This is a genomic window from Nocardioides aromaticivorans (assembly GCF_013408525.1).
GTDB lineage: Bacteria > Actinomycetota > Actinomycetes > Propionibacteriales > Nocardioidaceae > Nocardioides > Nocardioides aromaticivorans.
Window position 1 is genome coordinate 3,390,014 of record NZ_JACBZM010000001.1, and the last position, 12,882, is coordinate 3,402,895.

Here is a 12,882-nt window from a genome sequence, read left to right on the forward strand (position 1 = left end):
GCGCTGCGAGGGGCGCGTCGGACCCAGCTGCTGCTGGGGTTCGCCGCGCCCCTCGTGCCGTCTCCGGAACCCGGTCGCCGTACCCCGTCAGGGGGCTGTGACCGCCCTGTTAGGCTTCCCGCTGGCCACAAGGCCAGCGATGAGAGAAGAGGAACCGAGTGCTCAGCGCGTTCGTGAACGCCTTCCGGACCCCGGACCTGCGGCGCAAGCTGCTGTTCGTCCTGATGATCATCGTGATCTTCCGGGCCGGTTCGCAGATCCCCGCTCCTGGCGTGCACGTCTCCAACGTGGAGAAGTGCATCGACATCGCCAAGGAGGGCGAGAACGCCGGGCTCTACAGCCTGGTCAACCTCTTCTCCGGTGGTGCCCTGCTCCAGCTGACGATCTTCGCGCTCGGCATCATGCCGTACATCACCGCGAGCATCATCCTGCAGCTGCTCGTCGTCGTGATCCCGCGCCTCGAGGCCCTCAAGAAGGAGGGCCAGGCCGGTCAGACGAAGATCACGCAGTACACCCGCTACCTCACGCTCGGCCTCGCCGTGCTGCAGGCGACCGGCATCGTCGCGCTCGCCCGCACCGGCAACCTGCTGCAGGGCTGTGAGGAGCCGCTGCTGCACAGCGACAACACCAAGACCTTCCTGGTCATGGTCGTCACCATGACCGCCGGCACCGCCGTGATCATGTGGCTCGGCGAGCTCATCACCGAGCGCGGCGTCGGCAACGGCATGTCCATCCTGATCTTCACCCAGGTGGTCGCGACCTTCCCGATCTCCCTGTGGCAGGTCAAGATCACCCAGGGCTGGTGGACCTTCGGCGTCGTCATCGCCATCGGCATGGCCCTCATCGCCGCGGTCATCTTCATCGAGCAGGCCCAGCGCCGCATCCCGGTGCAGTACGCCCGCCGGATGGTCGGCCGCAAGATGTTCGGCGGCAGCTCGACCTACATCCCGCTCAAGGTCAACCAGGCCGGCATCATCCCGGTCATCTTCGCCTCGTCGCTGCTCTACCTGCCGGCCATGGCGGTCCAGTTCAACCAGCAGAACCCGAACAAGGTCATCCGGTGGGTCAACGAGTACCTCGTCGACCAGAGCCACCCGATCCACATGGCGGCGTACTTCCTGCTGATCATCTTCTTCACCTACTTCTACGTTTCGATCACCTTCAACCCGCAAGAGGTGGCCGACAACATGAAGAAGTACGGCGGCTTCATCCCCGGGATCCGGGCGGGCAAGCCGACCCAGGACTACCTGTCCTACGTCCTGTCCCGCATCACGCTGCCGGGCTCGCTCTACCTGGGTCTGATCTCGCTCGTTCCGCTGATCGCGTTCGTGCTGATCGATGCCAACCAGAACTTCCCGTTCGGCGGTACGTCCATCCTGATCATGGTTGGTGTCGCACTCGACACGGTGAAGCAGATCGAGAGCCAGCTGCAGCAGCGCAACTACGAAGGATTCCTGCGTTGAGGCTTCTGATCATGGGCCCCCCGGGTGCCGGCAAGGGCACCCAGGCCACCGCGGTCGCCGACCACTTCTCGATCCCGGCGATCTCGACCGGCGACATCTTCCGCGCCAACGTCAGCGGCGGCACGCCGCTGGGCGTCGAGGCGAAGAAGTACATGGACGCCGGTGAGTACGTCCCTGACGAGGTCACCAACAACATGGTGCGCAGCCGCATCGCCGAGCCGGACGCCGAGAGCGGCTTCCTGCTCGACGGCTACCCGCGCACGCTCGCCCAGGTCACCGAGCTCGACGGCATGATCGAGGAGACCGGTCACAAGCTCGACGCGGTGCTCGTGCTCACCGTGGACCAGGAGGCCGTCGTCGGCCGCCTGCTCAAGCGCGCCGAGATCGAGGGTCGTGCCGACGACACCGAGGACGTCATCCGCCGTCGCCTCGAGGTGTACGCCGCGGAGACCGAGCCGCTGATCTCGGTCTACGCCGAGCGCGGTCTGGTCGTCTCCGTCGACGGCATGGGCGAGATCGACGACGTCCAGAAGCGGATCTTCGCCGCGCTGGACGACGTGCCGCAGAGCTGACGCGCGGCGCGCGTGCTGTTCGACCACCGGATCGAGGTCAAGAGCCCCGAGCAGGTCCGCTCCATGCGGGCTGCGGGGCTCGTCGTCGGCCGCACCCTCGCGCGACTGCGTGAGGCCGTGCGCCCCGGCGTGACCACCGCCGAGCTGGACGCGCTCGCCGAGGCGAGCATCCGCGAGCAGGGCGGCGTACCGTCCTTCCTCGGCTACGGCCATCCGCCGTTCCCGGCGAGCATCTGCGCCTCGGTCAACGACGAGGTCGTGCACGGCATCCCCGGTCCGCGGGTGCTCGAGGACGGCGACATCATCTCGATCGACTGTGGTGCGATCGTCCCGGACGCCTCCGGGACGGGCTGGCACGGCGACGCGGCGATCACCGTCGCCGTGGGTCCGGTGCCGGCCGAGGTCGAGCGCCTGATGCAGGTCACCGAGGACGCCCTCTGGCAGGGGCTCGCGGCCGCCCAGGTCGGCGGGCGGGTCGGCGACATCTCCCACGCCGTCGAGTCCTTCGTCCGCGCGGCGGGCGACTACGGCATCGTCGACGGCTACACCGGCCACGGCATCGGCACCGAGATGCACATGGACCCCGACGTCCCGAACGAGGGCCGGCGGGGTCGTGGGCCGCGGCTCCGGCGCGGCATGGCCCTCGCCGTCGAGCCGATGATCACCCTCGGCACGCACGACTCGGTCGTCGCGGACGACGACTGGACCGTCATCACGGCCGACCGTTCGTGGGCGGCCCACTACGAGCACACCTTCGCCCTGACCGACACCGGCGTGTGGGTGCTGACCGCGGAGGACGGCGGCCGTGAGCGCCTCGTGGCCCTCGGCGTCCCCTGCGGGGCCGAGGACTGAGCCGGGCTACCATCGAGGCCATGGCGCAGCATCCGATCACCCCGGCTGCGCTGGCAGCGCGACCGCTGCTCTTCGCCTCCGGCGAGCAGGCGTACGTCGCGGCCACCATCCTCGGCACCAGCCAGACCCCCGACGGCGCCGACCCCGCCTGGGCCGACGAGGTCGTGGCCGGGCTCGGGCCGGGGGAGCGCGCCCTGTGCGCCCTCTCGTTCGCCGCCGGGGCCCCCGGCCTCGCCCATCGCGTCGTCGGCGCCGAGCACGCCCTCCAGCGGCCCGCGCACGACGGCTCGGTCGAGCGCGCCTACCAGGTCACCGAGTTCCCGACCGCGGACGAGTACGCCCGCATGGTCGAGGCCGCCCTGGCGAAGATCGCCGACGGGTCGCTGCACAAGGTCGTCCTCGGCCGCTGCCTCGACGTGGTCAGCGACCCGCCGCTCGTGCCGGCCGAGATCATCGACCGGCTGCTGACCACGCGCCCGGGGCGCTACGTGTTCGCCGTGCCGCTCGTCCCCGGCAGCGACGACGGCCAGGCTCCCGTCGACGGCCCGATCCTGGTCGGGGCGAGCCCCGAGCTGCTGGTGCGCCGGGAGGGCCTCGAGATCTCCTGCACGCCACTGGCGGGCTCGGTCCCGCGCTCCAGCGACCCGGACGAGGACGCCCGGCGCGCGGCCGGCCTCCAGCAGTCCGGCAAGGACCTCGCCGAGCACGCCTTCGTGGTCGAGGCGATCGTGCACGCGCTCAAGGAGGTGTGCGTCGAGATCGAGTACCCCGCCACCCCCGAGCTGATGTCGACCGACACGGTCTGGCACCTGGCGACGCCGATCCACGCGCGGCTGGCCGACGCCGCCGACGGTCCCAGCGCGCTGCGGCTCGCCCAGCTGCTGCACCCCACGCCGGCGGTGGGCGGGGTGCCCACGGCGGCCGCGAACGCGGTCATCGCCGACCTGGAGGGTGACCTGCGGGACTGGTTCGCCGGTTGCGTCGGATGGGTCGACGGCAACGGCGACGGCGAGTTCGCGATCACCATCCGGGCCGCCGTCATGGACGGCCCCCGACTGCGCCTGTTCGCGGGCGCGGGCATCGTGGCCGGCTCCGACCCGGCGTCGGAGGTCCGTGAGACGGGTGCCAAGCTCGCCACGATGGCGCGCGTCACCGGCCTTCCCTGACCTCCGCCCGCCGAGACCAGCGAAGTCCCGTTTGGCGGAGGCCCTGATCGGTTAGGGTTTCAGGTCGTCAGCCTGCTCCCAGACCCGAAGGATGAGGTAGTGGACCGTCTCCAGGTGCAGTGGTCGGGAACGACCAGGACCTTCGACGGGCCGCGCGTGGTGATCGGGCGCGAGCTCGACTGCGACGTCCCGGTCACCGATGCCCGTGCCTCCCGGCACCACGCCTCCATCCAGGTCGAGGGCGACGTGTGGGTCGTGGTCGACTCGAGCAGCAACGGGACCTTCGTCTCCGGACAGCGGATCACCCGGCTGCCGCTCACCGGCGGCCCGGTGAGCCTGCACCTCGGTGGGCCCGTCGGCGAGCCGGTCGTCGTGACGGTCCTCGCCGGTCAGGGCGGTGGGGGAGGATTCGCCGCGCCGCCGCCGTACCAGGCCCCGGCGCCCGCTCCGACGCCCCAGCCCGCCGCGCCGCACTCGTCCCGACCGGTGCCGCAGCAGCAGCCGCCCCAGCCGCAGGCGCCGCTCGGCGGTGAGTTCTGGAAGAACCTGCCCCCGCCCCAGCTGCCCGCCAGCGGCGCCCCGGCCGATGCCTGGCGCCCGGTCGGCGTCCTTCCCCCGGGCCAGCTGCCGCACGGCCACTCGGTCGTGCTGCCGCAGCAGCTGCAGGCCGGCCGGTCGTTGACCATCGGCCGCGAGCACTCCAACGACATCGTGCTGGACGACCCGCTGGTGAGCCGCCGCCACGCGCGCCTGGACCCGCCGACCGCGCAGACGCTGGCGGTCCTGCACGACCTCGGCTCGTTCAACGGCACCTTCGTCAACGGCCACCGGGTCGAGGGCGCCGTGCAGATGCCGGTGGGCTCCGAGGTCATCGTCGGCAACCAGACCTTCCGGTGGGACGGCCAGCAGCTGGTCGCCTCGGCGACCGCCCACGAGTTCACCCTGTACGCCGACGGGCTGACCCAGGTCGTCGGCGGCGGCAAGCGCCTGATCGAGAACATCTCCTTCAAGCTCGAGCCGAAGAGCCTCACCGCGGTGATCGGTCCGTCGGGTGCGGGCAAGTCGACGCTGCTGGGCGCCCTCACCGGGCTGAAGCCGGCGAGCCACGGCCGGGTGATCTGGCAGGGCCACGACCTCTACCAGCACTACGACCAGCTGCGCTTCCAGATCGGCCTCGTCCCGCAGCAGGACATCCTCCACCCGCAGCTGAAGGTCAAGCAGGGCCTGCGCTTCGCCGCCCAGCTGCGGCTGCCGCCGGACACCACGGCGCAGGAGTGGGACGCGCGGGTCAACCACGTCGCCAACCAGCTCCAGCTCGTGCAGCGGATGGACAACCGGATCGGCACCCAGCTCTCGGGCGGCCAGCGCAAGCGGGTCTCGATCGCGACCGAGCTGCTCACCGCGCCGCCGCTGCTCTTCCTCGACGAGCCCACCTCCGGCCTCGACCCGGGCCTCGACCTCGAGGTCATGCGCCAGCTGCGCAGCCTCGCCGACGACGGCCGCGTGGTCATGGTCGTCACCCACTCGGTGCTCGCCCTCGACGTCTGCGACAACGTGCTCGTGCTGGCGCCCGGTGGGCGGATCGCCTACTTCGGGCCGCCCGACGGGGTGCTCGCCCACTTCGGCAAGGCCAACTACCCCGAGGTCTTCGACCTGCTCGACGACCCGGACCTCTGGCAGCGGATCCCGGTGCCGCAGCACGCCGTCGACACGGCCGCGCTGCAGCGGCAGCCGTACGCCGCCGTACCGGCTCCGCCGCGGCAGTCGGTGTCCCGCCAGCTGGCGACCCTGGTCAAGCGGAACCTGGCGGTCGTCTTCGCCGACAAGCTCCTGCTCGGGATGCTGGTGCTGCTGCCGCTCATCCTCGGCGGCCTCAGCCGGCTCGTGCCGGGCGACCACGGCCTCTCGCTCGACGTGTCACGTCGGGAGAACACGCTTCCCGACGGCTCGATCGTCGAGTCCTTCTCGACCGGGGAGGCGTCCCAACGCCTGATCGTGCTGATCGTGGCCGCCTGCCTGATGGGCACCGCGCTCGCCATCCGGGAGCTGGTGGGGGAGCGGCCCATCTTCAAGCGCGAGTACGCCGTCGGCCTCTCGCCCGGCGTCTACTTCACCAGCAAGGTGATGGTCCTCGGCACCGCCGCGTTCTTCCAGGGCCTGGTGGTGACCTTCCTGGCCACGGTCGGGCTGCCGGGGGCCGACGGCGACCTCGGCACCCTCCGCGTCGGGATCGCCATCGCCGCGCTGTCCTTCACGATGGTCGTGATCGGCCTCGCGCTCTCGGCGCTGGTCACCAGCACCGAGCAGACGATGCCGGCCCTCGTCGGCCTGGTCATGCTCCAGCTGGTCCTGTCCGGCGCGCTCTTCGAGATCGCCGGCCGCCCCGGCCTCGAGCAGATCGCCTGGCTGTCGCCGTCGCGCTGGGGGTACGCCGGCGCGGCGTCCGCCATGGACCTGGTCCGCGAGACGGAGGGCACCGACAAGGAGGACTGGATCGCGCTCGGCGGCGGCGTCCACTACGTGATGGACCTGCTGGTGCTCGGCCTGCTGTGCCTGGTCTCCTACGTCGTCGGCCTGCTCCTCGTGCGTCGCAGCGCCACCTCCGACGACTGAGCCCGCTGCACCAAGGCGCCACGTCTCGTGACGGTCGCTGCGCGACCTCCTCGACGAACGAGCGACGTCCCCCGGGAATGCGGGGGCCGTCCTCGGCATTGGGTCGAGGATGTCCCTCGCGCTCTCCGTCCTCGACCTCGTCCCCGTCCGCAGCGACCAGACCACCGGCGACGCCATCGCGGCCTCCGTCGAGCTGGCCCGCACGGCCGACCGCCTCGGCTACCGCCGGTTCTGGGTGGCCGAGCACCACAACATGCCGGCCGTGGCCGCGACCAACCCGCCCGTCCTGATCGGCCTGTTCGCCGGCGCGACGGAGCGGATCCGGGTCGGTTCCGGCGGCGTGATGCTGCCCAACCACGCGCCGCTCGTGGTCGCCGAGCAGTTCGCGCTGCTCGAGGCGGCCTTCCCGGGGCGGATCGACCTCGGCATCGGGCGCGCCCCCGGCAGCGACCCGGTCACGAGCTGGGCGCTGCGCCACGGCGCCGGCGGGGTGGACGACGAGGCCGTCGCCCGCTTCCCCGAGTACGTCGACAACGTGCTCGCCATGATGGAGCCGGCCGGGGTCGGGCTGGCCCTGCGCGGCGGCCAGCACGTCCTCAAGGCCACCCCGGTCGCGCAGACGGTGCCGCAGGTGTGGCTGCTCGGCTCCTCGGACTACTCCGCCCGCCTGGCGGCCGCGAAGGGCATGCCCTACGTCTTCGCCCACCACTTCTCCGGCTCCGGCACCGCCGAGGCCCTCGAGCTGTACCGCTCGACCTTCCAGCCCTCGCCGGAGCTGGACGAGCCGCGGACCTTCCTCACCGTGAACGCCTCGGTCGCCGACACCGTCGAGGAGGCGCAGCGCCAGGCGCTCCCGCAGCTGCTCCAGATGCTCGCCCTGCGCACCGGCCAGCCGCTGGTCGCCCAGCGCACCGTCGAGGACGCGGAGACGATCGTCGACGCGGGCCTGCCCGAGGCGCACGACGCGCTCATCGAGGCGATGCGGAAGCGCTGGGTGATCGGTGACGCCGCGTCGGCCCGTGACGAGCTCGCCTCCCTCGCGGCGGCGTACGGCGTCGACGAGGTGATGGTCAACCCGGTCGGCGGCGCGTTCGCCGGCACCGACCCGCGCACCGCCCCGGCCCGGGTGCGGACCCTTGAGCTCCTCGGGGGCTGAGGCGCGGTCCTCGCCGATTGGGGTTTCGTTGGCGCCTGCCCATAGACTGGCGTGTCGGTCCAACGTGGGTTCTGTGTGTGGTGCACGAGCCCACGAGGTCCACTCCCGTCTCCCGCGAGGGAGGGGAGAGGTTCCCGGGCCGGACGGTAGACATCATCCCCGAGCAGATTGTGAGACATGGCGAAGAAAGAAGGCGTCATCGAGATGGAGGGCTCCGTCGTGGAGGCCCTTCCGAACGCCATGTTCCGCGTGGAGCTGAGCAACGGCCACAAGGTCCTGGCTCACATCAGCGGAAAGATGCGTCAGCACTACATCCGGATCCTCCCCGAGGACCGCGTGGTGGTGGAGCTCTCTCCCTACGACCTCTCCCGCGGTCGGATCGTCTACCGGTACAAGTGAATTTGCCCGAGCGTGTCTCCGGTGAGATGACAGGGGCAGCAAGCTGCCGTCGCTCACCTCCCGACACGCTGCCGGGCGGATTTTCGCCGCCACTAGCAAGAAAGGGCTGACATGAAGGTCAACCCGAGCGTGAAGCCGATCTGTGACAAGTGCAAGGTGATCCGTCGCCACGGCCGCGTCATGGTGATCTGCGAGAACCCGCGCCACAAGCAGCGCCAGGGCTGAGCAGGCCGGCCCTCCGGGGCCCACAACTGAACACACTCATCAACGTGATCGCTTAGCCGCCAGTCCCATCGACATGACGGCGAACCACCTCCGGCGCGGATGGCCGGAGCTGGGCGAGAAGGCCCGGACGCATCACGACCACACCACCGCAACCGTTTGAAAGGAAGCCTTCATGGCTCGCCTCGTCGGAGTCGACCTGCCGCGCGACAAGCGCATCGAGGTCGCTCTCACCTACATCTACGGCATCGGCCGTACCCGCGCCCAGCAGCTGCTGGAGGCCACCGGCGTCAGCCCGGACCTCCGCGTCCACGAGCTGGGTGACGAGGAGCTGGTCAAGCTCCGTGACGAGATCGAAGCGAACTTCAAGATCGAGGGTGACCTCCGTCGCGAGGTCCAGGCCGACATCCGTCGCAAGATCGAGATCGGCAGCTACCAGGGTCGCCGTCACCGCATGGGCCTTCCGGTCCGCGGTCAGCGCACCAAGACCAACGCTCGTACCCGCAAGGGCCCGAAGCGCACGGTTGCCGGCAAGAAGAAGGCGAAGTGATCTGAGCCTCCGGCTCAGCACCGCCTCTCACCACAGACCAGCTTTCTCAAGGAGATAACGCATGCCTCCCAAGGCTCGTGCGGGCGCGGCCAAGAAGGTCCGCCGCAAGGAGAAGAAGAACGTCGCTCAGGGCGAGGCCCACATCAAGAGCACGTTCAACAACACGATCGTCACGATCACCGACCCGACCGGTGCGGTGATCTCGTGGGCCTCTGCCGGCACCGTCGGCTTCAAGGGCTCCCGCAAGTCCACCCCGTACGCCGCTCAGATGGCCGCCGAGGCCGCGGGCCGTCGGGCGATGGATCACGGCATGAAGAAGATCGACGTCTTCGTCAAGGGCCCGGGCTCGGGTCGCGAGACGGCGATCCGCTCGCTGGGTGCGATCGGCCTCGAGGTCGGCACCATCCAGGACGTGACCCCCGCCCCGCACAACGGCTGCCGCCCGCCGAAGCGCCGCCGCGTCTGACGCGCACGACAAAGACTTAGAGGAGAACCGACATGGCCCGTTACACCGGACCCCTGACCAAGAAGTCGCGCCGTCTCGGCGTCGACCTCGTCGGTGGCGACGCCGCCTTCGAGAAGCGCCCCTACCCGCCGGGCCAGCACGGCCGGGCGCGGATCAAGGAGAGCGAGTACCGCAACCAGCTGCAGGAGAAGCAGAAGGCCCGCTTCACCTACGGCGTGCTCGAGAAGCAGTTCCACAAGTACTACGTCGAGGCTGCCCGTCGCCAGGGCAAGACCGGCGAGAACCTGCTCCAGCTGCTGGAGTGCCGCCTCGACAACGTGGTCTACCGCGCCGGCTTCGCCCGGACCCGCCGCCACGCCCGCCAGCTGGTGACCCACGGTCACTTCCTGGTCAACGGCAAGAAGGTCGACATCCCGTCCTTCCAGGTCACCCAGTACGACATCATCGACGTGCGCGAGAAGTCGCTCGAGATGACGCCGTTCATCGTGGCCCGTGAGACGCACGGCGAGCGGATCGTCCCGGCCTGGCTCGAGGCGCTCCCGAATCGCATGCGGATCCTGGTCCACTCGGTGCCCGTGCGCGAGCAGATCGACATGCCGATCCAGGAGCAGCTCATCGTGGAGTACTACTCCAAGAAGTAGTGCCCCCGCGGTCGGGGGCGGCGACGCCCCCGACCGCCCACGCCTTTCTCTCCCTACTCCGCAACAGCTCTGGGTCCTCATATAGCGGTCGGCCCGGAAAGGAAAGAAACAAGTGCTCATCGCACAGCGCCCCAGTCTCTCGGAGGAGAGCGTCGACCAGTTCCGGTCGCGCTTCGTCATCGAGCCGCTCGAGCCCGGCTTCGGCTACACGCTCGGCAACTCGCTGCGTCGTACCCTCCTGTCCTCGATCCCCGGTGCCTCGGTCACGAGCATCAAGATCGACGGCGTCCTCCACGAGTTCTCCACGATCGAGGGCGTCAAGGAAGACGTCACCGAGATCATCCTCAACCTCAAGGGTCTCGTCGTCTCCTCCGAGCACGACGAGCCGGTCACCATGTACCTGCGCAAGTCGGGTGCCGGTGACGTCACCGCCGCGGACATCGCACCGCCGGCCGGTGTCGAGGTGCACAACCCCGACCTGAAGATCGCCACCCTCTCCGACAACGGCAAGCTCGAGCTCGAGCTCGTCGTGGAGCGCGGCCGCGGCTACGTCTCGGCCGTCCAGAACAAGGGCGCCGACAACGAGATCGGCCGGATCCCGGTCGACTCGATCTACAGCCCGGTCCTCAAGGTGACCTACAAGGTCGAGGCCACCCGTGTCGAGCAGCGCACCGACTTCGACAAGCTCGTCATCGACGTCGAGACCAAGCCGTCGATCCTGCCCCGCGACGCGATCGCGTCGGCCGGCAAGACGCTGGTCGAGCTCTTCGGCCTGGCCCGTGAGCTCAACGTCGAGGCCGAGGGCATCGACATCGGCCCGTCGCCCGTCGACGAGCAGCTCGCCGCCGACCTCGCCCTCCCGGTCGAGGACCTGCAGCTGACCGTCCGGTCCTACAACTGCCTCAAGCGCGAGGGCATCCACACCGTGGGTGAGCTCATCAGCCGCTCCGAGCAGGACCTGCTGGACATCCGCAACTTCGGCGCGAAGTCCATCGACGAGGTCAAGGCCAAGCTGCACGAGATGGGTCTGTCCCTCAAGGACAGCGCCCCGGGCTTCGACCCGTCGGCCGCCCTGGCCAACTACTCGGACGACGAGGACGACGACGAGTCGTTCGTCGAGGACGAGCAGTTCTGATTGATGGCGTGAGCGTGTCGCCCCTCGGGTGACACGCTGCCACGCCGCGGTTGGCTTGCGTAGGTCCAGACCTGGTCTGGCGGCAAGACCGCCGCAACACTCGTAGCACCGCCGGAACGGACCCGTTCCGGCTTGGAAACCCGGTACCTCATACGGCCGGACCTAGCACCCGGTACCTCGTACGGCCGGGCAGGAAAGAGAGATCGAGATGCCCAAGCCCAAGAAGGGTCCCCGCCTCGGCGGCAGCCCGGCGCACCAGCGCCTCATCCTGTCGAACCTGGCCACCGCTCTGTTCGAGCACGGCCGGATCACGACGACCGAGGCCAAGGCGCGCCTGCTGCGTCCGTACGCCGAGAAGCTGATCACGAAGGCGAAGAAGGCCGACGCCGGCGAGAACCCGCTGCACCAGCGCCGCGAGGTCCTCAAGGTCATCCGCGACAAGGGTGTCGTGCACACGCTCTTCACGGAGATCGCGCCGACGTTCTCGGACCGTCCCGGCGGCTACACCCGGATCACCAAGGTCGGCAACCGTGCGGGCGACAACGCCCCCATGGCGGTCATCGAGCTGGTGACCGAGGCGTTCACCCCGTCCGCCCCGAAGGCGAAGCCGGCCGCGGAGGCCGCTCCGGCTCCGGTGGAGGAGGCCCCCGAGGCCGAGGTCGTCGAGACCGAGGTCGAGGAGACCGAGGCTGCTGAGGTCGAGGCCCCCGAGGCCGAGGCCGAGGTCGCCGAGGAGGCTGCCGAGGAGGCTCCCGCCGAGGAGACCACCGAGGGCGCCGACAAGGCCTGACGCCTGCGCTCCACGTACGACGGCCCGTCACCCGCGAGGGTGACGGGCCGTCGGCCTTTTTCCGGCTCGTGCCGGGTGGCTCAGCGGCGTCGCAGGACGGTGTCGAGCAACCAGCAGGCCAGGCCGGTCAGCAGCAGCGGGGTCGTGGTCCAGACCCACCACAGCGCACCGGTGAGGACGAAGGCCGAGCCCGCTCCGGGCGCCAGGTCGCCGGCGAGCTCGCCGATCCGGCGTCCGACGTCGTCGGCGCCGAAGGACTGTGCGATCACCAGGATCGGGGCGAGCGCCAGCGCCGGCAGCCACCAGGCGCTGGTCCGGCGGGCGATGCACCACGCCGCGACCAGGGCGGTGCCGATCAGCACGCCCTGCGCGGTGACCAGGACGCGGAACTCGTCCGGCGCGTAGGACGTCCGGATCTCGTGGCGGATGACGAACCAGAACGCCAGGTGCAGGGGGACGAGGAAGAGCGCCACCCCGGCAGCGAGCCCGCGGCGCAGCCCGTCGCGGCCGATGACGGCCAGTGCTCCGGCGTACAGCAGGAAGGGCACGACGGACAGCGCCAGGGTCGCGCGGTCGCTCAAGGGCAGGCCGTCGCGCCCGGCCCAGTACGGGACGACCGCCGTCACGAAGTCCACGGCCAGGACGATGGCGAGCAGCAGCATCGCCACGGCGCCGGGCACGGCGGGGGTGCCGGACGGCGTCGGGGTGGCCGGGTAGGGAGCGCCGGGGTACGGCGCCGGCGGCGGGGGAGGAGCGAAGGACATGGGGGCATCGTGCCGGACCGTGGCCGTCGGCAAACACAGGTGCCCGCACGTCCGTGAACTCGGCTCACCGGTCGCCCGTCCGTAGACTGGAGC

14 protein-coding genes are annotated in these 12,882 nt (G+C 70.2%); 13 read left to right on the forward strand and 1 reads right to left on the reverse strand.

What is annotated here, in order from left to right; genetic code table 11:
- Positions 1-158: 158 nt before the first annotated feature.
- From secY to rplQ, 13 genes are all read left to right on the forward strand, one after another.
- A complete protein-coding gene (gene secY / locus BJ993_RS16185) occupies positions 159-1,463 on the forward strand; it encodes a preprotein translocase subunit SecY (RefSeq protein WP_036547913.1) in 1,305 nt (434 codons plus the stop codon).
- Positions 1,460-2,035 (forward strand): adenylate kinase, encoded by a 576-nt coding sequence (locus BJ993_RS16190; protein ID WP_207009398.1) that lies wholly within the window; start codon positions 1,460-1,462, stop codon positions 2,033-2,035. Before secY ends, BJ993_RS16190 begins: the two co-directional genes overlap by 4 nt.
- Before the next feature lie 12 nt (positions 2,036-2,047).
- Positions 2,048-2,887, forward strand: coding sequence for a type I methionyl aminopeptidase (gene map, locus BJ993_RS16195; RefSeq protein WP_179649930.1), 840 nt, complete (start codon positions 2,048-2,050; stop codon positions 2,885-2,887).
- 20 nt (positions 2,888-2,907) lie between these two features.
- Positions 2,908-4,053 carry an isochorismate synthase gene (locus tag BJ993_RS16200; protein WP_179649932.1) on the forward strand — a complete coding sequence of 382 codons (1,146 nt, stop codon included), beginning with the start codon at positions 2,908-2,910 and terminating at the stop codon, positions 4,051-4,053.
- A 99-nt stretch (positions 4,054-4,152) separates the two neighbouring features.
- Positions 4,153-6,666: an FHA domain-containing protein gene (locus tag BJ993_RS16205; protein ID WP_179649934.1), complete on the forward strand. Its 2,514-nt coding sequence runs from the start codon at positions 4,153-4,155 to the stop codon at positions 6,664-6,666.
- Positions 6,667-6,775: 109 nt separating this feature from the next.
- The gene (locus BJ993_RS16210; protein ID WP_179649936.1) at positions 6,776-7,822 is read left to right on the forward strand and encodes an LLM class flavin-dependent oxidoreductase; all 1,047 of its coding nucleotides are present in this window, start codon (positions 6,776-6,778) and stop codon (positions 7,820-7,822) included.
- A gap of 177 nt (positions 7,823-7,999) precedes the next feature.
- Entirely contained in the window at positions 8,000-8,221 is a 222-nt protein-coding gene (gene infA, locus BJ993_RS16215; protein WP_028656368.1) for a translation initiation factor IF-1, read from the forward strand.
- Positions 8,222-8,332: 111 nt separating this feature from the next.
- The gene (gene rpmJ, locus BJ993_RS16220) at positions 8,333-8,446 is read left to right on the forward strand and encodes a 50S ribosomal protein L36 (protein ID WP_004008316.1); all 114 of its coding nucleotides are present in this window, start codon (positions 8,333-8,335) and stop codon (positions 8,444-8,446) included.
- 172 nt (positions 8,447-8,618) lie between these two features.
- Positions 8,619-8,993: a 30S ribosomal protein S13 gene (gene rpsM, locus BJ993_RS16225; RefSeq protein ID WP_036547929.1), complete on the forward strand. Its 375-nt coding sequence runs from the start codon at positions 8,619-8,621 to the stop codon at positions 8,991-8,993.
- 61 nt (positions 8,994-9,054) lie between these two features.
- A complete protein-coding gene (gene rpsK / locus BJ993_RS16230; protein ID WP_028656371.1) occupies positions 9,055-9,459 on the forward strand; it encodes a 30S ribosomal protein S11 in 405 nt (134 codons plus the stop codon).
- Positions 9,460-9,491: 32 nt separating this feature from the next.
- Positions 9,492-10,100, forward strand: coding sequence for a 30S ribosomal protein S4 (gene rpsD, locus BJ993_RS16235; RefSeq protein WP_036547932.1), 609 nt, complete (start codon positions 9,492-9,494; stop codon positions 10,098-10,100).
- Positions 10,101-10,212: 112 nt separating this feature from the next.
- Positions 10,213-11,235: a DNA-directed RNA polymerase subunit alpha gene (locus BJ993_RS16240; protein WP_036547935.1), complete on the forward strand. Its 1,023-nt coding sequence runs from the start codon at positions 10,213-10,215 to the stop codon at positions 11,233-11,235.
- 208 nt (positions 11,236-11,443) lie between these two features.
- A complete protein-coding gene (gene rplQ, locus BJ993_RS16245) occupies positions 11,444-12,025 on the forward strand; it encodes a 50S ribosomal protein L17 (RefSeq protein ID WP_179649938.1) in 582 nt (193 codons plus the stop codon).
- 80 nt (positions 12,026-12,105) lie between these two features.
- Here rplQ and BJ993_RS16250 read toward each other — a convergent pair whose 3' ends face one another.
- Positions 12,106-12,789, reverse strand: a complete 684-nt coding sequence (locus BJ993_RS16250; protein ID WP_179649940.1) for a hypothetical protein — start codon at positions 12,787-12,789, stop codon at positions 12,106-12,108.
- Positions 12,790-12,882: the final 93 nt, after the last annotated feature.